The organism is Cupriavidus sp. 09_S30 (assembly GCF_056930435.1).
Genome location: NZ_JBXOWI010000001.1, coordinates 1,496,606 through 1,518,501 on the forward strand (window position 1 = coordinate 1,496,606; position 21,896 = coordinate 1,518,501).

The following is a 21,896-nucleotide window of genomic DNA, read 5'->3' on the forward strand; positions in this document are numbered from 1 at the left end:
GGCATGCCCTCATGCGGTCAAATGGCTTGATCCCATTTCACGTCGGCTTGGTGTCAGGCGCGGGAGTCGGCGCCGGCGGGGGCAATTCGCACAAGGCCTTGATTGCCTCGCCTACGGTCGCGTATATCCCGAACTTCCCTGGTGTCCCCCCAACTGCGTGATAGTTCTCGATCTCTCTCAGCACACCCTCTGGTATTGCAACCGCAGCAATCCCAACCCCGCGCCGGTCCAGTTCCGCGCCCAGCTGCACGAGCGTCTTGCCGGCCGTATAGTCGATGTTGAAGATTTGCGACGCGTCGACGACCACCCAGTTCACCTTGGGGCCCGCCTGCTCGACCAGCCGCAGGATCTCCTCCATGAAGCGGCCGGCGTTCGCATAGAAAATGTCCGCCTCGAAACGGTAGGCGACAATACCTGGCGATGCGAACAGGTTCGGTGCCACCTCATGCGCTTTCCACTCGCCGCTGGGATGGGGCGTCAGCACGCGCGTGCGCAGCCGGTAGCTGTAGCGCGTATGGTCGATCAGCGACAGCAGCACGGCGGCAAGGATCCCGTGCATGACGTCAACGAAGACCACCACGCCCGCCGTGATCAGGGCGACGACAAACTCATCCCTTTGCAAGCGGTATAACTCCCGCATGCCCTTCACATCGACCAGTTTCACGCCGATCATGAAGACGATTGCCGACAGCACGGCGGCCGGCAGGAAACTCAGCGGCCTGGTCAGGAAAAGCAGCACCAGCAGCACGATGACGGCGGTGGTCAGGTGGGCGAACTGCGTTCGCCCGCCGGCGTCGTCGACCATCTCGGTCTTGGTCGGGCTCCCGTTGACGACGAAGGTGCCGGTCAGGGCGGCCACTGCGTTCGCACCGGCAAGGCCGACGATGTCCTGGTTGTCGTCGCCGCGCTCGTTGTAGCGATTGGCATAGGCCCGCGCGGTTGCCGCGCTCTGCGCAATGATGACGATGAAGCACGAGGCGGCGGTCGCCAGAACCTGGTCAATCTGCGCAATATCAAGATGCAAGGGCGGCAGCGACAGCGACGGCAATCCACTTGGCACCTTGCCGATGACCTCGATGCCGTGCTGAGCGAAATCGAACGCCGCACTGGCTGCAATGGCGCCGATCACGGCAATCAGTGCGCCGGGCGCCCGGGGCAGGAATCGCTTGAATCCCAGGATTACCACCAATACGGAGAGAGATAGCCCAGCGGTGATGTAGCTTGCCTCGCCCAGGCGCTGAAAGACCGAGATAAGTTGAAAGAGCGGCCCGTGTCCTTGCTTGGCCAGCCCGAACAGCCCGGCAAGCTCGCCCACCGCGACCTGTATGCCGACCCCGGTCAGGAAGCCGACCAGCGCGCTGCGCGACAGGAAATCGGCAAGAAATCCCAGGCGGAAGACGCGTGCCAGTACCAGCATGACGGCCACAGCGACGGCCACGGTACTGGTAAGGCCGACATACTGCGGGCTTCCCAGCGCTGCCACAGTTATCAGGGAGCCGGCGAGGATAGCTGCCGTCGCTGAATCGGCGGCAACGACCAAGTGGCGCGATGCCCCCAGCAGGGAAAAGGCCACCAGCGGCAGCAAGATGGTGTACAGGCCGGTGACGGTCGGCGTGCCGGCAATCTTGGTGTACCCCATCACTTCCGGGATCCCCAGGGCGGCGAGCGTGATGCCGGCAACGATATCGTGAGGCAATTGTGCGCGGTTGACCGGCAGCAGCCCTTTGAGGAGCGGCATGCGGCGCGCAGGTGCATCGGTCGGGGTGGTCGGCATCATGTCGTGTGCCTTTCTGGGAGGTTAACTCCTTCGGCCCGCGCGGTCGCAATCCGCTCACGGGGCAACCATGCCGGACGCGCTGTGGGAGGCGTCACCGCCGCTTCGTCTCCCATGGCGAGTCATAGCTCACGTTTTTCACTGGCTGGGAATGGCATGCCACTGGGGAGATGAATGAGATGACGAAGGCACCTGTCACCTGTCGCTGGTGCACTTCGTTTCGCAGCAAGGCTTGAGGTGCTTACTGTTTTCATTGTTCCACCCAAGTTCGGAACTGCCGTCAAAGCGGGGTGACGACATTTCCGCGAAACCGCGATAAGGACGCGCCTTTATCCAATCGCAGTATAGGCAACCAGATATCGCTTGGGCATTCGCGTGTTTTCCCGGCAGGGATTGCAGCTTAGTGTGACCGGCCTGCGTGGCCGGGCGAAGGGCGGCGGCCGCGCGGAAATGCCGCATAATGCCCGCTCAGTCTAGTCAGGATCCGCAGGATTGCCATGCCCACGCCACCCAAGCCCAGGAACCGGTCCGCTGCTACCGAGGGCGGCCGGTCATCTTCGCAGCGCGCCGAGGAGCAGCCGGCCGCTAGCCGACGGGCGCAGGAGATGGTGCGGCCCCCGCTGCAGCCGCGCAGTGAGCAAAACCTGGGCAAGATGGTGGCGGCATGCCGCGCGCTGGCAGAGCAGCGCGGCAACCTGGACGAGATCTCGCTGAACGATATCGTCGGTACTGCGAAGACGTCGATCGGCGCCTTCTACGCCCGCTTCAAGGACAAAGGGGCCTTCCTCGGCTACGTGCTCGATGTGGCGTTGCGAGAGGCGGAGGAAGTCACGCTGCGCTCGGTGGCGGAAGATCCCGTGTGGCAGTCCGGTCCGGCCGAAGCCATTGTCGAGCGCATCGTGCAGCTCTATGTCGGGCAGTTTCGCGAAAACCGCGGCCTGTTCAGGGGCTTCTTGCGCCATTACTCCTCGCGGGGCGCAGACGACAATCCGATGCGCGACGCCAACCGGCGCATCGCCCGCCTGGTCATGCCCTGGCTTACCAGCCAGCTTGCCGGGCGCCCGCAGGACACCGCCACCTTCGAGGTGCGCGCCGCCATGCAGTTCCTGGTGGGAACGCTGTCCAACCTGTTGCTGAACGACCCCGGCCCGCTGCGCCTGGATGGCGACGAACTGGAAGTGCACCTTAACCGCATGCTCAAGCGCTATCTCGGGCTGGACGGTGGGGCGCCGGCCAGCGGCCGCCGCCGTACGAAGTAGGGCGGTCCCGCCAAAGGTTGCCTCCAGCGCCCGGCGAGGCCGTCCGCACCGGGCGGGGGCCTCTTCTTCCGCTTAATGCTCAATAACAGAATCGATGTTCTGTTATTGGGTGTGCGGAATGGTCGTCTGCTTGATTTTCGTGGCTTCGATCTTTGCCAGAGCACTGACGTCGCCGGCGATGAAGCAAGCCCGGCAGGCACTCGCGCGCCGGTCGGGCTGCGCGATCCCAAATCAGTGGCCGGTGGCGCCGCGCCCGTGGTCGATGGTCTCCATCACATGGCGGCGCGCATCGAATTCCTCAGCGACCTTGTGGTCGTTGGCGAATTGCGCTTCCACATCGACGTCAGCAAACTCGATGGCGCCCATGTCCGCGAAGGCCTCCTGTACGCGCTTGCTCCACAGGCCGATGTCCTTGACCGTCGGCACGATGCGGCTGAACAGGCGCTGGCGGAACATGCGCATGGTTTCCGACTCCAGCACGGCTTTGGCGCATTCATCCCCGGGCAGGCCCAGGCGGCTCCAGACCTCCTTCTGGTCGAAGCGCTCGCGCATCAGGTAGCAGGCTTCGATCACGAAGTCCTCCCGCTCGCGCTGCTCGGCTTGCGTCAATTGCGGATAGTAGCCGCGCAGTGCGGTGCGGCCGAAGGCGACATGGCGCGCCTCGTCCTGCATGACATAGGCGTTGATCGAGGCCGCCAGCGGGTTTTTCGAGTAATCACGGATGCGCTGGAAGGCTGCCAGGGCCAGCCCTTCCACCAGCACCTGCATGCCGAGATAGCAGAAGTCCCAGCGTGAATCGCTGAGCGTGGTCTCGAGCAGGGATTTCAGTCCCGGGGTGATCGGATAGAGGACACCGACCTTCTCGTGCAGCAGGCGCGAGTAGGCCTCGACGTGACGCGCTTCGTCCATGGTCTGGGTGGCCGCGTAGAACTTGGCGTCCATGCCCGGCACCATCTGCACGATGCGCGCCGACACCATCAGCGCACCTTGCTCGCCATGCAGGAATTGCGACAGCGAATGCGCCTGCTGGTGCAGCCGCAGCTCGATGCGGTCCTTGTGGCCGAGCTTGTCCCACAGTGCCGTGCCATAGATCGGGATCATGCGATCGTCGAGTTCTTGTGGGTTCTCGGGGTCGAGTTCCTGTGACCAGTCGATGCGGTCGCTCGCGTTCCATTGCTGCTTCTTGCTGGTTTCGTAAAGCTGTAGCAGCTTCGACGATCCCTCGTCGTACTCCCAGTTGAACTCGGTGGCTACCTGGCTGCTGATGGACCAGCCCGTCTGGACCACGGGCAGTGTGTAGCGATGAAGCGATGTCATGTCGTCTCCTTAGGCTCAGGGGTTTTTGTGCCGATCGCTGGCCCTGCTTTGCCGGAGTCGAGGGATCGGCCTTGTATTCGCATCGGCCACCGGCTATAAAAAGAATCATAATTCTGTTTCTAGGCAATGCAAGGACGAAAACACGTCCGCAGGACGGAGGAGGCTTCCATGCAGTTCCATCGTTTGACCGTCGCAGAGGTGGTGGAGGAGACCGAAGATGCGCGCTCCTTTGCGCTTTCCGTGCCGGATGCCTTGCAGCCGTCGTTTTGCTACCGGGCCGGGCAGCACCTGACTTTCCGGGTAAACGTGGATGGGGAAGCGCTGATGCGCAGCTATTCCCTGTCGAGCTGCCCCGAGGGGGGAGGCCTGCCGGTGGTCACCGTCAAGCGCGTTGCCCAGGGGAGGGTGTCGCGCTGGTTCCACGCCAATGTGCAAGCGGGCATGACGCTGGAAGTGAGCGAGCCCGCTGGCCGCTTCGTCTGCGACGACGGCGCGGCGCCGATGGTGTTCTGCGCGGCAGGCAGCGGGATTACCCCGATTCTCTCGATGATCCGTTCCGCGCTGGTCACCTCCGGCCGGCGGATGACGCTGTTCTACGCTAACCGCGACAGGGCCAGCGTCATCTTCGGGCAGGCGATCGCGGAACTGGCCGCGTCGCATCCGCAGCGGCTGACGGTGTGCATGCACTACGATGACCAGCACGGCTATCCGGATCCCGGCTCGCTCGACAAGCTGTTGCGGCAGGACGGGGATATCCAACTCTACCTGTGCGGTCCGGCGCCCTTCATGGCGACGGTCCAACAGGCCGCAGCCGCAGCGGGGGTGCCGGCCGCGCGCGTGCACCTCGAGCGCTTCGACGCGGCACCGGCGGCGCCGGCGACGGCCGGCGCGGTGGCGGGCGCGCCGGCGGATCGCTGGGCGGAGGCCGCGTGCGAGGCGCGGGTGACGTCGAAGGGAAAGCAGCACGTGGTGCGAGTGGAGGGCGGCCAGACCTTGCTGCAAGCGGCGCTCGCCATCGGGCTGGATGTGCCCTACGCCTGCGAGGAGGGCTATTGCGGATCCTGCGCGGCAAAATGCCTGGAAGGCGAGATCGCGCACGCACGCAATGACGTCTTCAACGCCGCCGAACTTGCAGCCGGCTGGATCCTGACCTGCCAGGCCCACCCACACCAGGACCGGCCGCTGGCGATCACCTACGACGTATGAGCCGGGCAGCCATCATGCCTGCCGCCGTGGAAGGCTGGCGCATACCGCGCCAGCAGCGCAGCGAGGCAACGCTCAAGGCGCTGCTGGCGGCGGGCAGGGCACTGATCCATGCATCCGGCAGCCTGACCGGATTCTCGCTGGCAGACTTGACGCGCGAGGCGTCCGTCTCGGTGGGGGCCTTCTATACGCGCTTCCCCGACAAGGAGACGTTCTGCGCGCTGGTGCTGGAGGACACGCTGGCTGAAATCTGCTCAGAGCTCGATGCCCGGATCGCAAGCGAGGCGGCATGGCACGACGGGCCGGCTCTCACGCTGTGCCAATGCATCGTCGCGTTCTACATCGATACGTTCCGCGCGCACAGCGGCCTCTTTGCCGCCTACATGCGGCATGAGTCCATCGGCAGTCCCTTGTGGCGCCCCATCCGGGAGGCCAACCAGCGCATTCTCGACCGCATGGTTCCCCACCTGGCCAGACAGGTTCCGGGAGGGGCCTCGCGCTGGCCCGAGGACGAGATCCGCGCGACCATCCAAGTGATGGTCAGTGCGCTGACGTGCGTGGTCCTCGATGCGCCGCAAGGCCTGAGCTTGCGCGATGCGAGCCTGCAGGAGCGCTTGTCGGCCATGATGCATCGCTACCTGTGCACGCCGGCCTAGCTTCGGCCGGGATGAACAGCGCCGTGAGCAGGTTCGGATTCACGATATTGCCGTCACTGCTTTCGAAGGAAGATGCCAGGCGTCGGCTTTCCGGGAGGTTCCACAGCGTGCAGGCGAGTCCGGCGCCATCCTGTCAGGCTCACTCGTAGCGCAGCGCCTCCGCCGGGTTGACGCGGGCGGCGCGCCAGCTCGGGTAGAGCGTGGCCAGCGAGGACAGCACGAAGGAGACGATGCCGATGGTGGCGATGTCGTGTGCGCTGGGGTCGGACGGCAGTTCGCTGATGAAGTAGATGTCGCGCGCTAGGAACTTCACGTGCAGCAGCCGCTCGATGAAGGGCACGATCACGTCGATATTGGTGGCGATGAGGGTGCCACCGGCCACGCCCAGCAGCGTGCCGATGAAGCCGATGGCCACGCCCTGCACGATAAAGATCTTCATGATCGAGCCGGGCTGCGCGCCCATGGTGCGCAGGATGGCGATGTCGGCCTGCTTGTCGGTGACGGTCATCACCAGCGTCGACACCAGGTTGAAGGCGGCCACCGCGATGATCAGCGTCAGGATGACGAACATCATGCGTTTCTGGGACTGCACGGCCGCGAACCAGTTGCGGTTCTGCTGCGTCCAGTCGCGCACGTAGAGCTCGCCGCTCAGTGTGCCGGCCAGCTGGTTGGCCACTTCCGGCGCGCGCTGCATGTCGGCCAGCTTGAGCCGCACGCCGCTGGGCCCGGACAGGTGGAACAGCGTCTCGGCATCCTGCAGGTGGACCAGCGCCATGGCGTTGTCGAACTGGAAATGCCCCGACGAGAAGATGCCGACCACGGTGAACTGCTTGAGCTGCGGCAGTGCGTTGCCCGACGTGATGGCGCCACCCCGGTCGCCACCCTGCGCGGTCGCCAGCATGACCTTGTCGCCCACCTGCACGCCCATCGCGCTGGCCAGTTCGTTGCCCAGCGCGATGCCGGACTCGCCGGGCCGCAGCTGGTCCAGTCCGCCGGCGCGGAACTGCTTGCCCAGGTCCGATACCTTGGGCTCCTGTGCCGGGTCCACTCCGCGCAGCAGTACCCCGCGCACATTGTCCTCGCGCGTCAGCATGGCCTGCGCCGCCACATAGGGCGCCGCGCCGATCACTTCCTTGTTGCGCATGGCCTCGGCGGCGGTGCGCTGCCAATCCGGCAGCGCACCTGGCGCGATGAGCTCGATATGCGACAGCACCGACAGCATACGGTCGCGCACTTCCTTTTCGAAACCGTTCATCACGGACAGCACCACGATCAGCGCCGCCACGCCCAGCGCGATGCCGGACATCGAGATCATCGAGATGAACGAGATGAAGGTATTGCTGCTGGCGCGCTTGCCCGCGCGGGTATAGCGCCAGCCGATCTGCCACTCGTAGGGGAAATTCAAGAGGCGTCCTGTTTTCTGGAGGATTGACGGGGTAGGGCGGTGCGAACGGGCGGTTGGGGCCTGCAATGCCGCCATCGCGGTGGCGATGGGGCGGACTGCCTGATTTCTCGCAAGCAAGGGGCCGTCAACCGCGACGGCTGCTCGCTTTCGCGGCAAGGGCGACCAGTAGAGCTTGTCCGGCAGTGTTCGCGACCGCTCCTGTAAGCCGGCAAGTGTACAACGGCGTATCCCGGGAGAACGGTGTGCCGGGATTTCCGGCAAGGTCTTACGCCCCGGGAAGTGGCCTGTCGTCCATGCAGATAGCAGGGAAGGGGGCGGCGGCTTATCGGGAAGGCAGGGTTCGCAGTGGGTTAGCAGCATCGCGCTGTCTCGATTGTGGTCTTGTGAAGAGACAATGTGATTCCTACCATGGGGCGACAAGCCGACCTTCCTCTGAGCCGGCAACAGATCGAAAAGCAGGGAAGACACGAAAGGGACGCCATGAAAGTGATCCTGTTCGGCGCGACCGGGATGGTCGGGCAAGGCGTGCTGCGCGAATGCCTGTTGGCGCAGGATGTGGAAACGGTCCTCGTCGTCGGCAGGACCGCGGTGGAGGAACGCCACCCCAAGCTGCGGCAGCTCGTGCGCGCTGACCTGTTCGACTATCGGGACGTGGAAGACCAGCTGCGGGGCTACGACGCCTGCCTGTTCTGCCTGGGCGTCTCCGCTAGCGATGTCGACGAAGCCGGATACGTGCGCCTCAACCATGACCTGCCGCTGGCGGTGGCGAGTACGCTGGTCAAGCTCAATCCGGCCATGACCTTCCTCTATGTCTCTGGCAGCGGGACCGATGCCACGGAACGCGGGCGCGTGATGTGGGCCCGGGTCAAAGGCAAGACGGAGAATGCACTGCAGCGGCTTGGGTTCCGCTCGGTCTACTTGTTCCGCCCCGGGCTGATCGCGCCGCTGCACGGGATTCGCTCGAAGACACGGGCCTACCGCTGGTTCTATCAGTGCTTCGGGTGGGTGCTGCTGGGTTTGCGCAAGCTGTGGCCGGACCAGATCCTCGATACGGAGCAGATCGGGCAGGCCATGCTGGAGGCGGTGCGCAGAGCGGAGGGTAACCGTGTAGCGGAGAGTGCGGCGATCCATCGGCTCGCCATGGGCGCAGGGAATCGGGCGAGCTGAGGGGGCGGCAAGCTCCGGCCGGGCGCTCCGGCATCGCATCCCATTACGGCCGATGCGTGCGCAGCCAGTCCTTCAGCGCATCGTTCATCCGCGTCTGCCAGCCTTCGCCGCTGGCGCGGAAGGCAGCCAGGATCTCCGCGTCATAGCGAATGGTGACGGATTCCTTCGGGTTGGCGAGCCGCGGCCGTCCGCCTCGGTTCCTGATGTTGACCGGCCTCATCTCGCGGATCTCCTCGGCGCTGAGTTCGTAGCTATCGGGGTCGGCTGCAATGCCGCGTTGGATCGCTTCGTCCTCCTGCGGCGTGGGCATGACGATCTTACGATTCTTGAACATATCGGATCTCCTTCCGGCTGGCCTTGCGCAGGCTGATGATCCGGAGCAAATCATGACGCTGCGTGAATACCACGCAATACAGGCGATCGCCAATCCAGCCGAACCCGATCTCCCGTAGCTCCCCGAAGTCGTACCGGGTGTCGGGCCGTACGAGCACTTCCGACCAGTCGATCTCAGCAGCGAGTGCTAGCGACTCGCCATGCTTGGCGATATTTGCCCGATCCTTATCGGGGTCGAACGTGATCTCCATGCGTATGGATAGAGGTAATTGTAGTTACATAAACATGCGGAGGCAACCGGCTCTTTGCATCACAACAGGGAGCTCGTGAGGGGGCAAACGCGATCAACGTGGCGCGTCGTGCGCCGTCGCTGGTCCGGCCGGCTAGGGCTGCCGACTCCGCAGACCATAGCGTGAGTGACGTGGCAGCAATGTTGCTAACTGTGCCGGATCGCTAGGCGGCGTCGAGATCCTTCTTTGTCGCCCCTTGGGCGCTGCCGATGGCCAGCGTCGCAGCGTGTGGGTATCGGCTTGACCTGCCAACTCGCCGAATTCGACTGCAGGCCCCCGAGCGGAAGTGGGCTGCACTGACCGAAGCCGGGGCCACTGGGAACGGGTCGTTGCTAGTCCGACACACGGGCTTCGGGGACACATCGAAGCAGGCAAGAGATTATGGCCTACACTGAAAACGCGTCTTTCGCGTGCTTAGGTGCCGCTTCGACGCAAGGCATCGTGGCTGGCAATCGATTGAAGCGGGCGAATGGCGATGGCGCGGGCAACACACCGTCAATTGCTGCCTGAATTCATTCAGAACTGATGTGCAAGTAGGGGACATCATGTTGCAAGCCAGCGAAATCCAAAAGCGTTTTATGCATCTGCAGCAGACCGTCAGCGAGGCATCACGGACCTGTCACGCTGACTCTTCGATTCCAAGAGACCTGATGAACTGGATGGATGAGATCGATAAGGAGTGCAAATCAGGAAAGAAGGTCATGTCTTCCAAGGACGAGGATCGGATCCGGCAGTGGGTCGATGATCTAGAACGGATCGGCGATCGCGCCGAGCGCGCTTGCCAGCAGGCCGGCGGTCTCGACACCAAGGTCAAGGATGCAGTCACTTCGATGCATTCGGAACTCTCGGACCTGAAGCGACAACTCCACTGACCTACGTGACAGCCCCGGCCCAATCCGCCGGGGCTGTTCTGACTTCACACTGCGTCGCCGCCAAGACGCGCAGCAACGATTCCGCTCGATGCGCGGCCGTTTGCTTCCGTGTGACTGCCGTGCCCGCTTGCGGAGCCATTTCTGGCACGGAGGCATGCCATGGCCACCTACGTCATCCTCAGCCGTCTCTCGCCCGATGCGTTCAAGGATCCCAAGGACCTCAAGCAACTCGCCGCCACCGTGGCTGAGAAGATCAAGACCGAATGCCCTGCTGTCACCTGGAAGGACAGCTATCTGACACTCGGGCGCTTCGATGTCGTGGACCTTGTCGAGTCGAACGATCTGAAACAGCTCGAGCGGGCGGCCTTGATCATCCGAGCCTATGGGCACGCCGCCACCGAGACCCTGCAAGCGACACCGTGGCACGAGGCCATCGCGGCACTGTAAGTGAGAGCGATGGATCGGGTTTCAGGCGATGAAGTTCACCGGGCTGCTGCTGGGTTTCGCCATCGCCTGCCTGGCCATGTTTGCAAGTGTCATCCTGCTGCAGGACCGTTTCCTCTACTTCCCTGAGAAGGCCACGATCGAGGAACTGACCTCCGGCGGGCTGCGCGCCTGGCCGACACCCGAAGCGTTCCGAGGCCTCGTGGCGGAGCCGGCCGGACAGGTGCGTGGCACGGCCATCGTCTTCCACGGCAATGCGGGGCACGCAGGACACCGGTCCATCTATGCCGCGACGCTCACTCGCCTGGGGCTGCGCGTGATCCTCGCCGAGTATCCGGGCTACGGGCCGCGCGACGGCACGCCGGGGGAACAGCAGCTGGTGGCCGATGCCCAGCAGACCATCGCACTTGCACATCGCCTCTACGGCGCGCCGGTGCTGGTCATCGGTGAATCGCTCGGGGCAGGCGTGGCAGCATCGGCCGGTTCGCGCGAGCACGACAAGACCGCCGGTCTGCTGCTTATCACGCCATGGGACCGCCTCGATCACATCGCAGCTTTCCACTACCCGTGGCTGCCGATGAAGTGGCTGCTGCACGATCGATACGACAGCGTGGCGCACCTGGCGTCATACGGCCGCCCCGTCCTCGTCGTGGTGGCGGAGCGGGACAGCATCGTCCCCGCTCGCTTCGGCAAGGCGCTCTACGATGCGCTGGCCGGCCCGAGACAACTGCGGGTCGTGCGCGCGGCAGATCATAACGACTGGATTGGGTACGTTGACGATGGCTGGTGGCGGGAGGCGATCGGCTTCCTGCTGGCGCCTTCCCATTGACTACCCGATGCGTGCCTTCACCTCTCGTTGCAGCCGGGGAATCATCTTGCTCGCCTGCTGGGCCAGGTTGATCTGCATCGTGGTAGCGGCAAGCTCGACCAGTTCTTCCTGCAGTGGGTAGGTCCCCTTGGCGCGGAACCAGGCGAGAACATCCGCCAGATGCCAGATCGCTGCCGCCCCCTCGTGCACGGGAGGCGGAAAGCTCGCGGCATGCGTCAGCATGAGCTTGCGTACATTCTGCCGGGTGACGCCGATCACTTCGGCCACGTCCGTCAGGCCGACGAAATCGGGCGCCGCCTCGATCAGCTGGGCAGAGGGAAGGGCGCGCTTGACGTCAGCCAGTGCGCTGAGGAGTGCCACTTCCGCGGACTCGGCTTCGCGGGCGAACTCCAGCGCGATGCGGCCAGGCTGGCCGACGCCGACGAGAGCGTCGTCGCAGCCGGCGGCGCCTAGCTCTTCAACTAGCGTGTCAGCGTCCCATTTCTGCTCGGGTACCCGGTACTTCAGCGTGAAGGTGTATTCCATGGCGCAACTAGTCTTCGGTCTGCTTGCGATGTGCCGTGCAATTGTCGACGACCCGTTTCAAGGCTCGGGCGTGGTTGCCGGGGCTTCTCGGTGTGCTCCATACGCAAGCGATGCAGAACTCGCCGCAACGACAGTCCTGATCGCGGTAGGGGCAGAACATCTTGCCCCAGGCATGCGAGCCGCCCGGTTCCACGCGCCAGCCATTGGCCTCCGCATAGCGGAGCGCGGCTTCGACTTCCTTCTTCGGGTGGGACGTGCGGGCCATCCGATCTCCAGCATAGTTAGATCGTATTTGGTTGTCAACTGACAACGTGCAGGTTGCCGCCAGAAGCGTCCGATCGCTGGCGCTCGTTTCTGCCTTGGTCGTTACCGCGGCCGACGGCTGTGCGAGGATCGAGTCCTCGTGGCCGCGGGTTCCGCGCGAGGCAAGTTAGCAGGGGAGGAGAGCTTGCAGTGTTTCCGGCTGTGCCGATTCGCTGCGCTGATTTCGCGACGCGCTCAGAGCGTCCTCGCGGCACGCCGCCTGATTAACCGGAAGACCGCTTGCCGCGCGGCGAAGCCTGCGGCGGAGATGGGGCTTGCAGCGATCCTTGCGCATCGTGCCCGCCGTGCCGGGCGGCGCGTCGCGCCGGCGCAATCGGTGGGCCGGGATGTGTGCCCGGCTGCTGCACGCTCGATGAGCGGAGCCGCAGCGTTGAGCAAGGCCCGGGGGCTTATCCCCCGGCCTGCCAGCGACGCCTGGCGCAAGCCAGGCCCAGCGCTCAGCCGATCGTTGCGATCGGCGCGCCCGCCGCCACGGCGCTGCCGGCGGCGGCATGCAGGGTGATGCGACCCGCGCGGTGCGCGTGGACTTGCATCTCCATCTTCATGGCTTCCATGACGGCGACCAGTTCGCCTTCCGCAACCTCGGCGCCTGCTTCCACCTTCCAGGCGTGCACGGTGCCAGCGATGGGAGCCAGCAGGTCGGCTTCGGAGGTGGCGGCGACTTCCGAGGCGGTGGTGGCGGAGCCGGCGGCCGGCGCTTCGGCCAGGCCCCGCATCAGTTGCGCCGGCACGCCCAGGCTCACGCGGCGGCCGTCGATCTCGATGACGGTGCGCAACAGGCTGTTGTCGGGCTGAGGCACGGCGCGCACGGCGGCGGCCAGCGGCTCGGCAAAGTCGGACTCGATCCAGCGGGTGTGGACCTGGAAGCCATCCGCACCCACGAAGTCCGGGTGGTCGATCACCGCGCGGTGGAAGGGCAGCACTGAGGCTACGCCCTCGATATGGAACTCGCGCAGCGCGCGGCGGGCGCGGGCCAGGGCCTGTTCACGCGTGGCGCCGCTGACGATGAGCTTGGCCATCAGCGAGTCGAAGGTGCCCGGCACCACCGAGCCCGACTGCACGCCTGCGTCCACCCGCACGCCGGGGCCGGAGGGGGCTTCGAAACGTTGCACCGGGCCGGGCGTGGGCAGGAAGCCGCGGCCCACGTCCTCGGCGTTGATGCGGAACTCGATGGAATGGCCCAGCGGCGCGGGCGTTTCCGTGATGGAGAGCGGCAGGCCGTCGGCCACGCGCAGTTGCTCCACCACCAGGTCCACGCCGGTGGTCTGCTCGGTCACAGGGTGCTCCACCTGCAGGCGGGTGTTCACCTCCAGGAAGGAGATGGCGCCGCTGGTGCTAAGCAGGAATTCCACCGTGCCCGCGCTGGTGTAGCCGGCGGCGGCGCAGATGTCGCGCGCGGCGGTGTGGATGCGCTCGCGCTGTGCGTCGCTGAGGAAGGGCGCAGGCGCTTCTTCCACCAGCTTCTGGTTGCGCCGCTGCAGCGAGCAGTCGCGCGTGCCCAGCACCACCACATTGCCGTGGGTGTCGGCCAGCACCTGGGCCTCGATGTGGCGGGGCTTGTCGAGGAACTGTTCGACGAAGCACTCGCCGCGGCCGAAGGCCGTCACGGCCTCGCGCACGGCGGAGTGGTAGAGCTCTTCGACCTCGTCCATGCGCCAGGCGATCTTCATGCCCCGGCCGCCGCCGCCGAAGGCCGCCTTGATGATGATGGGCAGGCCATGCTGCTCGGCGAAGGCCAGCACCTCGCCGGCATCCTTGACGGGGTCGGGCGTGCCGGCCACCAGCGGGGCGCCCACCTGCAGGGCGATCTTGCGCGCCTCCACCTTGTCGCCCAGCTTGGCGATGGTGGCGGGCGCGGGACCGATCCAGCGCAGGCCGGCATCGATCACGGCCTGGGCAAAGGCTTCGCTCTCCGACAGGAAGCCATAGCCGGGGTGCACCGCGTCGGCGCCGCTCTTGCGGGCGATCTCCAGCAGTTTGGGGATGTTCAGGTAGGTGTCGACCGGGCGGTCGCCGTCGAGGCCGTAGGCCTCGTCGGCCATGCGGGCGTGCAGGGCGTCGATGTCGGCGTTGGCATAGACGGCCACGGACTGCACGCCATAGTCGGCACAGGCGCGGATGATGCGGACGGCGATCTCGCCGCGGTTGGCAACCAGGACTTTCTTCATGGCAGGTCTCAGAGGGTGCCAGCCTCGCCCGGGGCGGCGGCTGGGGAGAGGTCTTCAAAAACGCGGATCGGGTGGAAGCGCAGCCAGGCGCCCACCGGAATCTGGCCGGCGCGGTCGAGGTGGTGCGGTGCCACTGTGGCGATCACGGGGTAGCCGCCGGTGAGCGGATGGTCGGCCAGGAACAGCACGGGCTGGCCGCTGGGCGGCACCTGCAGTGCGCCCAGGGCGGTGCCTTCGCTGGGCAGCTCGCCGGCGACGGCGCGCTCCAGCGGCACCTCGCCCGCCAGGCGTAGGCCCACGCGGTTGGACTGGGGCGTGACCTGCCAGCGCTGCGCGGCCAGGCATTCTATGGCCTCGGGCGTGAACCAGTCGGTGCGCGGGCCCATGACCACGTCCAGCACCACTTCCTGCTCCAGCGTGGGCAGGTCGGCTGCGGGCAGCTCGGGCTCGCCCACCACGGCGCCGGCAGGGGCCGGGCGCAGGGCCAGCACATCGCCCACCGCCAGCGGCGCGGGGCCCACCTTGGCCAGGGTGTCGGTGGCGCAGCTGCCCAGCACCGGCGCTACGGCAAAGCCGCCGCGCGCGGCCACATAGCAGCGCGCGCCGGCCGCGGGCTGGCCGATGCTCAGCACGTCGCCATCGGCCAGGGCCACGGCCTGGTGGCCGGGCGCGGTCCAGCGGCGGCCGTCGGCGGCTTTCACGGCCAGGGGAGAGTCGGCACCGGTCACGGCCACCACGGTCTCGCCGAGGCTTTGCAGTTGCAGGCCGCCGCCTACGGTCTCGAGCGCGGCAAAGTCACTGGGGTTGCCCACCAGGCGGTTGGCCGCCTTGAGCGCGGCCTGGTCCATCGCCCCCGAGGCCGATACGCCTTGGCCGGCCTGGCCGTGGCGTCCCAGGTCCTGGAATACGGTCAGCAGGCCGGTGGCCTTGACCCGCAGCGCCGCCTGGCCCGGAGCCAGCGTGTCACGGGTGCGGTCATTGGCGGCGGAAGCGTCTGCGGCGGCGCCGGCGTTCTCCCAGGCCGCCGCGGCCTCGGCGCCCAGCGTGGCGATATTGACAAAGCGCACGCGGTAGCCCGGCTGCAGCAGCGCGGGCTGCGCGCGGCCCAGGTCCCACATGGCCACCGGTGTCACGCCGATGATCTGCCAGCCGCCGGGGCTGGCCTGCGGATAGACGCCGCTGAAGGTGCCGGCCAGGCCCACGGCGCCGGCCGGAATGCGCGTGCGCGGCGTAGCGCGGCGCGGCACGTTGAAGCTGGGGTGGCCGCCCGCGAGGTAGGCAAAGCCGGGTGCAAAGCCGGTGAAGGCCACGGTGTACTCGCTGTCCGTGTGGCGTCGCACCACTTCCTCGGGCGTGATGCCCAGCAGCTGCGCCACCTCGGCCAGGTCCTCGCCGTGGTAGTGCACGGGGATCTCCACCAGGGTGGCGCTGCGCTCGGCGCGCTGGGACAGGTCGCGTGCGGCGATGGCCTGCACCAGCTGCGCCAGGCCGCAGGCCGCCGGGCGGAAGCGCACGAGGATGGTGCGCGCGGCGGGCACCAGTTCCTCCACGCCGGGCAGGGGATCACGCTGCAGCGAGGCCAGCAGGGCCAGGGTCTGGTCCAGGTCGGCCAGTTCCACCAGCAGCGCATTCAAAGAGACGGGTAGGAAACGCAAGACGAACTCCGCAAGCGATCAAATGGGGAGGGGGGCGGTGCGGCACATCTTAAGAGACAGGGGCTGCCAGTGGCAGGGCCTGTGCCGGGAAGAGCGCAGCCCTTCCCACCGGCTCGCTCGGCTCCATGTGCCTTGCCTTGGCAAAACACACACAGGTTGATGCAGAACTACGTATGACTCAACTTAACGAAGAAGATTGTTCAACAATATGGATTGATTGACGATCATGGTATACACCTAGCACGGCAAAATGGGTTGTATTTGCGCCAAACTGGCGCGTTTGCGAGAGCAACGTGCGCTAACATGCAAGCCCGCAGCCGGGCTGCCGCGGCGCTCCGGCCGGAGCGGGCGAGCGGAACCGGCAAGGCAAGGGGGAACTGACCCGTCCATGCAAGTGCCGACACCACATGACATCCAGTCCTGACACCAAGAACCTGGCCGAACGGGTCACCGAACAGATACGCCAACGGATCGTGCAAGGGGATTTCTCGCCCGGCCAGCGCCTGTCCGAAGCCGCGCTGAGCGAAAGCCTGCAGATCTCGCGCAACACCCTGCGCGAGATCTTCCGCGTGCTGACCATGGAAGGCCTGCTCAAGCACGAGCCCAATCGCGGCGTCTCCGTGGCGATCCCCAGCATTGCGGACATCATCGACATTTACCGCGTGCGCCGGCTCATCGAGTGCCAGGCCGTGGCCCAGGCCTATCCCAGCCATCCGGCGGTGAAGCACTTGCGCGAGGCGGTCGACATGGGGCTGCGCTGCCGCGAGAGCGGCGACTGGCAGGGCGTGGGCACGGCCAATATGGCGTTCCACATGGCCATCGTCGAGCTGGCCGACAGCGAGCGGCTGAAGATGATGTTCTCCCACCTGCTGGCCGAACAGCGCCTGGCCTTCGGCATCCTGCGGGATCCCGAGTTCCTGCACGGCCCCTACGTCGAAATGAACCAGCGCATCCTGCAATTGTTCGAGTCAGGCAAGCTGGCCGAGAGCGCGGCGGTGCTCAATGACTATCTGATGCAGTCGGAACGCATCGTGCTGTCGGCCTGTGCGCGGCATCCGATGTTCAGCGCGCGCTGATTGGGTGGGGGCGGCCAGCGTCGGTGTGCTGGCCGCCGAGGGGATTACGCGCCCGCAGCCTCCAACTCGCGGCCCCGGGTTTCCGGCAGCGTCAGCGCGGCGAGGATGAGCACGCCATAGGCTGCAGCGGCGAAGATGCCGATGCTGGTGCCGAGACCGTATTGCTTGGACAGCGCGCCGATCAGGAAGGGGAAGAGGGCGCCGACGGCCCGGCCGAAGTTGTAGCAGAAGCCCTGGCCGGAGCCACGCACCCGGGTCGGGAACAGTTCCGTCAGGAAGGCGCCCATGCCGCTGAAGATACCCGAGGCGAAGAAGCCGAGCGGAAAGCCAAGCCAGAACATGGCGCCGTTGGTCAAGGGCAGCATGGTGTAGCTGAAGGCGACCGTCATCGAGCCCAGCGCGAACAGGATGAAGTTGGGCTTGCGGCCGAGCCTGTCGGTCAGGTAGGAGCTGACGAGGTAGCCGACCCATGAGCCGAAGATGATCATGGCCAGGTAGCCGCCCGTTCCCATCACGGTCAGGTGGCGTTCGGTCTTCAGGTAGGTCGGCAGCCAGGTCGTGATCGCGTAGTACCCGCCTTGGGCGCCGGTCGCCAGCAGCGCCGCGCGTACCGTCGTCGACAGCAGCTTCGGGCTGAAGATCTCCGTGAGGCTGGGGCGATCGCTCGCCTTGCCTTGTGCCGACTTCTCCTTTTCGTAGACCTCCGGCTCCTTCACGTAGCGGCGGATGACGACCACCAGCAGCGCCGGCAGCAGGCCGACCAGGAACAGTGCGCGCCACGCCAGCTCGGCGGGCAGGACCGAGAACAGCGCGGCGTACAGGATGGCCGTCAGCCCCCAGCCGATGGCCCAACCCGACTGCACCAGGCCCACGGCCTTGCCGCGATCCTTGGCGCGGATCACTTCGCCGATCAGCACCGCACCGGCGGTCCATTCCCCGCCGAAGCCGAAGCCCATCAGCGCGCGGGCGGCCAGCAACTGGTGGTAGTTCTGCGCCAGGCCGCACAGGCCGGTGAAGACCGCGAACCATAGCACCGTCAATTGCAGCGTGCGCACCCGGCCGATGCGGTCTGACAGGATGCCGGCGGCCCAGCCGCCCAGCGCCGACGCCAGCAAGGTGAGCGTGCCGATGAAGCCCGCGTCGGCCAGGCTGATGCCCCAGGTGGCGACCAGCGTCGGAATGACGAAGGAGAGCATCTGCGTATCCATGCCGTCGAGCATGTAGCCGACCTTGCAGCTCCAGAAGGCGCGCTTCTCGCGGGGCGAGGCCTCGCCGTACCAGGAGAACAGGTTGCCGCCGGTGTCGGCAGCGGCCGTTGGCGCAAGAGGCGAGGCCATCGCGGGATCGGCGGCGGCCGCCGCTGCGGGGGGATTATGGTCCATGAAGCGCTCCTGGGTGCGTGAGGTGGAACGACGAAGCAACGGAAACGAAGCAACAGAACGGGAAACGGGTGGCGTGGCGTGGCGCCGGCGCGCTCGCGCTAGAACACGGCAAGCGAGGCGTTCTTGATATCGGTCACCAGCATATGGCCGGGCTTGTGCGCGATCGCCAGCGGCAGCTTCGCCGCCATGATCGCGGTCTGGGGCGTGACGCCGCAGGCCCAGAAGACCGGCAGCTCGCCCGGCTTGATCGTGACGGGGTCGCCGAAATCCGGCCTGGCCAGGTCTTCGATCCCCAGCTCGGCCGGGTCGCCGATGTGGATCGGCGCGCCATGGACGGCGGGGAAACGGCTGGTGATCTGCACGGCACGGATCGCCTCGGCGCCGCGCATGGGCCGCATCGAGACCACCAGTTGGCCGCCGAACACTCCCGCGCGCCGGTTGGCGATCCTGGTGCGATACATCGGCACGTTGCGGCCTTCCTCGACATGCCGCAGGGGAATGCCCTCCTGCGCCAGCATCTGCTCGAAGGAGAAGGAGCAGCCGATGGCGAACACCACGAAGTCGTTCTGCCACAGCTCGGCCAGCGAATCGGTCTCTTCGGCCAGCCGCCCGTTGCGATAGACGTTGTAGGCCGGCACGTCGTTGCGGATATCTACCTCGCGCCCGAGCTCTGGCACATGCCATTGCCCTGGCTCGCCGACTCCCAGCAAGGGGCACGGCCTGGGGTTGGCCTGGCAGAAGCGCAGGAAATCGCTGGCGTGCGCCGACGGCAGGATGGCCAGGTTGGCCTGGGCATAGTCGCCGCAATGGCCGGCCGTGGGGCCGCGGAACTGGCCGCTGCGCACGGCTTGGCGAAAGTCGAAGGGCTTCAGGTCTGCGGGCATTTGCGGTCTCATATCGTTATGACTTCGTCGTGTCTGTCCTGAACGATAGAGAGTAAAATTTTCTATCGCCAACGAGTTTTTATTGGCGGACCTGTAAAGAAATGCTTAACAACTTTGCGGGTTTTCCCTTAGCTGCACTGCACTGCTGCTAGCGCGGTGCGCACGCCATTTGTCATGATCTATCTGGCAACCTGATGTCTTCTGCTGTGATTTTCGTCGCAGTCCGATGAATACGCGCTTCCTCGAAACCTTCGTCACGCTGGCCAAACTGCAAAGCTTTCGTGCGACAGCCACCGCGCTGCATGCGACACCAGCGGCCATATCGCAACGCATCAAGGCGCTGGAAGACGAGCTGCAAACGGCCCTGGTCGACCGGGAGAGCCGCGAGTTCCGCCTGACACCCAACGGCGAGTATCTGCTCGGCTACGCCAAGGGCGTGGTGGAGGCGGCGCGGCGGCTGCAGGCCGCCGCCTCGGGCGACAGCAAGATCCGCGGCCGCCTGCGCCTGGGCGTGATCGAGACGGTGGTGCATAGCTGGCTGCCCAACTACATGCGGCGCCTGGCCGCCGACTACCCGCAGCTGGAAGTCGAGCTGACCGCCGACGTGAGCGTGGTGCTGCAGCGCAGGTTGATTGCCGACGAACTCGATCTGATCATCCGCGTCGAAGGCAGCGACGAAAGCAATATCGTGTGCAATGCGCTCGCCAACTATCCCGTGCACTGGGTGGCGCGCGCCGGCCTGCTGTCTCACACGCGCGGCTCGCTCGCCGTCCAGGTACTGCAGCATCCCATCCTCACCTTCGGTCGCGGCACCGCGCCGCACCGGGCGCTGGAAGACATCGTGGCCAAGCTCGCCGGCCTGCACGGCGTGCCGCTCTCGGAAACCCGCATCACCGGATCGCCGTCGATCGCCGTCATCGTCCAGCTCGTGCGCGACGGCTTCGGCGTGGCCGCCATCCCGCGCTTGTTCGTCGACAAGCTGATCGAGAGCGGGGAGGTGGTGGAGCTGCCGCTGCTGCCCGCGCCGCCCTCCATCGTGGTGTCGATGTCGCGGCGCGCCGACGCGGCTCTCTTCGTGCACAGCGCCGCCAACTCGGCGCGGGCGGCGTGTGCAGAGTATTGCCACAACAGTGACAGGCGGCTGGTCGAGGCGCTGTGACGGGGAGGGCGGCGGGCGGTGCGTCGGTACCCGCTGGGTCTTGCTAGAGCACTAGAGCGCTAAAGCATTGGTTGCGGTGTTCATGCAACAATGCAGAATCGCACAAACACCCCCCACAGCCGGGAGAAACCGATGACCGCATCCGCCGCCGTTCTGGCCATTCTCGTCGCGCTGTGGCTGGGCGCGATGATTCCCGGGCCCAGTTTCGTGCTCGTCGCGCGCAATGCCATCGGCCTGTCGCGCAGCGACGGGCTTGCCACCGCGCTCGGCATGGGCGTGGGCGGCATCGTGTTTGGCGGCGTGGCCCTGGCCGGGCTCTACACCCTGCTGCAGGCAGTCGAATGGCTCTATATCGGCCTCAAGATCGCGGGCGGTGCTTATTTGATTTTCATGGCGTCGAAGATCTGGCGAGGCGCCGACCAGCCGGTTACCGTTGACGATGCGCTTGCCGCGCGCTCCAGCAGTGCTCGCAAGTCTTTCTGGGCGGGGCTCACCACGCAGCTGAGCAACCCAAAGACTGCTATCTGGTACGGCAGCATCTTCGCCGCCTTGCTGCCCCAGCATCCGCCTCTCTGGTGCTATTTCGTGCTGCCGCCGCTTGTGTTCCTGGTCGAGTGCGGGTGGTACACCATGGTCGCGCTGTGTTTTTCCAGCCGGGGCCCGCGCGAGATGTATCTGCGCGCCAAGAAATGGGTGGACCGGATTGCGGCCGGCGCCATTTCCGCGCTGGGTTTGCGCTTGATCCTGACCGCGCCCAAGGCCGGCATGTAGCCCGGCCACAAGGCCATCGCGACGCTACAATGCCGTCCAACCGTTTCCCCTAGCGTTCCTGCCATGCTTCCCGACAGCGAATCCCTCCTGTTGCTCGTCTCACGCCAGATGCACTTTGGCAAGTACAAGGGGACGCTGATCGCCGATCTGCCCGGCAACTATCTGAACTGGTTCGCGCGGGAGGGATTTCCACCCGGCGAGACCGGCCGTCTGCTCGCGCTGATGCATGAGCTGGATCACAACGGCCTGCGTCACCTGTTGAAGCCGCTGCGCGGGCGCGTTTGAGCCGCCGGGCGCCCGGCGCGACCACCTGCGCTTGGCGTCGCTACTACCGCTATTTCCCTTATTCCGGCTTCGGCATTTTGCCCGAAGCGCCTCGCTTCTGAGCGCATCCGCATTGTTT

22 protein-coding genes are annotated in these 21,896 nt (G+C 65.9%); 11 read left to right on the plus strand and 11 right to left on the minus strand.

The window, feature by feature from the left end; translation table 11 throughout:
- Positions 1-37 precede the first annotated feature (37 nt).
- Positions 38-1,777, minus strand: coding sequence for a SulP family inorganic anion transporter (locus AC1Z3O_RS07170; protein ID WP_483514718.1), 1,740 nt, complete (start codon positions 1,775-1,777; stop codon positions 38-40).
- Positions 1,778-2,271: 494 nt separating this feature from the next.
- Between AC1Z3O_RS07170 and AC1Z3O_RS07175 the strand changes: the two genes are divergently transcribed.
- Positions 2,272-3,033 (plus strand): TetR/AcrR family transcriptional regulator, encoded by a 762-nt coding sequence (locus AC1Z3O_RS07175; protein WP_483514720.1) that lies wholly within the window; start codon positions 2,272-2,274, stop codon positions 3,031-3,033.
- Positions 3,034-3,264: 231 nt separating this feature from the next.
- On the opposite strand, the gene AC1Z3O_RS07180 is transcribed toward AC1Z3O_RS07175, so the two are convergent.
- The gene (locus tag AC1Z3O_RS07180) at positions 3,265-4,350 is read right to left on the minus strand and encodes a ferritin-like domain-containing protein (protein WP_483514722.1); all 1,086 of its coding nucleotides are present in this window, start codon (positions 4,348-4,350) and stop codon (positions 3,265-3,267) included.
- Positions 4,351-4,518: 168 nt separating this feature from the next.
- Here AC1Z3O_RS07180 and AC1Z3O_RS07185 point away from each other — a divergent pair, with 168 nt between their 5' ends.
- Both AC1Z3O_RS07185 and AC1Z3O_RS07190 read left to right on the plus strand, forming a co-directional pair.
- Positions 4,519-5,556 carry a 2Fe-2S iron-sulfur cluster-binding protein gene (locus AC1Z3O_RS07185; protein WP_483514723.1) on the plus strand — a complete coding sequence of 346 codons (1,038 nt, stop codon included), beginning with the start codon at positions 4,519-4,521 and terminating at the stop codon, positions 5,554-5,556.
- A gap of 14 nt (positions 5,557-5,570) precedes the next feature.
- Complete coding sequence (locus AC1Z3O_RS07190; protein ID WP_483514725.1) at positions 5,571-6,209, plus strand: TetR/AcrR family transcriptional regulator; 639 nt, start codon at positions 5,571-5,573, stop codon at positions 6,207-6,209.
- A 139-nt stretch (positions 6,210-6,348) separates the two neighbouring features.
- Here the strand turns inward: AC1Z3O_RS07190 and AC1Z3O_RS07195 are convergent, their stop codons facing one another.
- A complete protein-coding gene (locus AC1Z3O_RS07195) occupies positions 6,349-7,614 on the minus strand; it encodes a lipoprotein-releasing ABC transporter permease subunit (RefSeq protein ID WP_483514727.1) in 1,266 nt (421 codons plus the stop codon).
- 480 nt (positions 7,615-8,094) lie between these two features.
- Between AC1Z3O_RS07195 and AC1Z3O_RS07200 the strand changes: the two genes are divergently transcribed.
- Complete coding sequence (locus tag AC1Z3O_RS07200; protein WP_483514728.1) at positions 8,095-8,781, plus strand: NAD(P)H-binding protein; 687 nt, start codon at positions 8,095-8,097, stop codon at positions 8,779-8,781.
- 43 nt (positions 8,782-8,824) lie between these two features.
- Here the strand turns inward: AC1Z3O_RS07200 and AC1Z3O_RS07205 are convergent, their stop codons facing one another.
- Positions 8,825-9,115: a BrnA antitoxin family protein gene (locus tag AC1Z3O_RS07205; protein WP_483514730.1), complete on the minus strand. Its 291-nt coding sequence runs from the start codon at positions 9,113-9,115 to the stop codon at positions 8,825-8,827.
- Positions 9,099-9,365, minus strand: a complete 267-nt coding sequence (locus AC1Z3O_RS07210) for a BrnT family toxin (protein ID WP_483514732.1) — start codon at positions 9,363-9,365, stop codon at positions 9,099-9,101. Before AC1Z3O_RS07210 ends, AC1Z3O_RS07205 begins: the two co-directional genes overlap by 17 nt.
- Positions 9,366-9,949: 584 nt before the next feature.
- On the opposite strand from AC1Z3O_RS07210, the gene AC1Z3O_RS07215 reads away from it, so the two are divergent.
- From AC1Z3O_RS07215 to AC1Z3O_RS07225, 3 genes are all read left to right on the plus strand, one after another.
- Complete coding sequence (locus tag AC1Z3O_RS07215) at positions 9,950-10,276, plus strand: hypothetical protein (protein WP_483514734.1); 327 nt, start codon at positions 9,950-9,952, stop codon at positions 10,274-10,276.
- A 159-nt stretch (positions 10,277-10,435) separates the two neighbouring features.
- Positions 10,436-10,723 carry a GYD domain-containing protein gene (locus tag AC1Z3O_RS07220; protein WP_483514735.1) on the plus strand — a complete coding sequence of 96 codons (288 nt, stop codon included), beginning with the start codon at positions 10,436-10,438 and terminating at the stop codon, positions 10,721-10,723.
- Positions 10,724-10,751: 28 nt separating this feature from the next.
- The gene (locus AC1Z3O_RS07225) at positions 10,752-11,549 is read left to right on the plus strand and encodes an alpha/beta hydrolase (RefSeq protein WP_483514737.1); all 798 of its coding nucleotides are present in this window, start codon (positions 10,752-10,754) and stop codon (positions 11,547-11,549) included.
- Here the strand turns inward: AC1Z3O_RS07225 and AC1Z3O_RS07230 are convergent, their stop codons facing one another.
- The 4 genes from AC1Z3O_RS07230 to pxpB all read right to left on the minus strand — a co-directional run bounded on the left by AC1Z3O_RS07230 (position 11,550) and on the right by pxpB (position 16,221).
- Entirely contained in the window at positions 11,550-12,074 is a 525-nt protein-coding gene (locus AC1Z3O_RS07230) for a helix-turn-helix transcriptional regulator (protein ID WP_483514739.1), read from the minus strand.
- Positions 12,075-12,081: 7 nt separating this feature from the next.
- Positions 12,082-12,339 carry a hypothetical protein gene (locus tag AC1Z3O_RS07235; protein ID WP_483514741.1) on the minus strand — a complete coding sequence of 86 codons (258 nt, stop codon included), beginning with the start codon at positions 12,337-12,339 and terminating at the stop codon, positions 12,082-12,084.
- A 496-nt stretch (positions 12,340-12,835) separates the two neighbouring features.
- Positions 12,836-14,566, minus strand: coding sequence for an acetyl/propionyl/methylcrotonyl-CoA carboxylase subunit alpha (locus AC1Z3O_RS07240; RefSeq protein WP_483514743.1), 1,731 nt, complete (start codon positions 14,564-14,566; stop codon positions 12,836-12,838).
- A gap of 8 nt (positions 14,567-14,574) precedes the next feature.
- Positions 14,575-16,221 (minus strand): 5-oxoprolinase subunit PxpB, encoded by a 1,647-nt coding sequence (gene pxpB / locus AC1Z3O_RS07245; RefSeq protein WP_483514744.1) that lies wholly within the window; start codon positions 16,219-16,221, stop codon positions 14,575-14,577.
- A gap of 407 nt (positions 16,222-16,628) precedes the next feature.
- Here pxpB and AC1Z3O_RS07250 point away from each other — a divergent pair, with 407 nt between their 5' ends.
- Positions 16,629-17,297: a GntR family transcriptional regulator gene (locus AC1Z3O_RS07250; protein WP_483514746.1), complete on the plus strand. Its 669-nt coding sequence runs from the start codon at positions 16,629-16,631 to the stop codon at positions 17,295-17,297.
- Between the two features lie 44 nt (positions 17,298-17,341).
- Here the strand turns inward: AC1Z3O_RS07250 and AC1Z3O_RS07255 are convergent, their stop codons facing one another.
- Both AC1Z3O_RS07255 and AC1Z3O_RS07260 read right to left on the minus strand, forming a co-directional pair.
- The gene (locus AC1Z3O_RS07255) at positions 17,342-18,634 is read right to left on the minus strand and encodes an MFS transporter (RefSeq protein ID WP_483517538.1); all 1,293 of its coding nucleotides are present in this window, start codon (positions 18,632-18,634) and stop codon (positions 17,342-17,344) included.
- A gap of 143 nt (positions 18,635-18,777) precedes the next feature.
- Entirely contained in the window at positions 18,778-19,551 is a 774-nt protein-coding gene (locus AC1Z3O_RS07260; protein ID WP_483517539.1) for a putative hydro-lyase, read from the minus strand.
- Between the two features lie 238 nt (positions 19,552-19,789).
- Here AC1Z3O_RS07260 and AC1Z3O_RS07265 point away from each other — a divergent pair, with 238 nt between their 5' ends.
- The 3 genes from AC1Z3O_RS07265 (at position 19,790) to AC1Z3O_RS07275 (ending at position 21,778) form a co-directional block, all read left to right on the plus strand.
- A complete protein-coding gene (locus AC1Z3O_RS07265) occupies positions 19,790-20,722 on the plus strand; it encodes a LysR family transcriptional regulator (protein ID WP_483514747.1) in 933 nt (310 codons plus the stop codon).
- A 132-nt stretch (positions 20,723-20,854) separates the two neighbouring features.
- Entirely contained in the window at positions 20,855-21,493 is a 639-nt protein-coding gene (locus AC1Z3O_RS07270; RefSeq protein WP_483514749.1) for a LysE family translocator, read from the plus strand.
- 63 nt (positions 21,494-21,556) lie between these two features.
- A complete protein-coding gene (locus AC1Z3O_RS07275; RefSeq protein WP_483514750.1) occupies positions 21,557-21,778 on the plus strand; it encodes a DUF3820 family protein in 222 nt (73 codons plus the stop codon).
- Positions 21,779-21,896 lie beyond the last annotated feature (118 nt).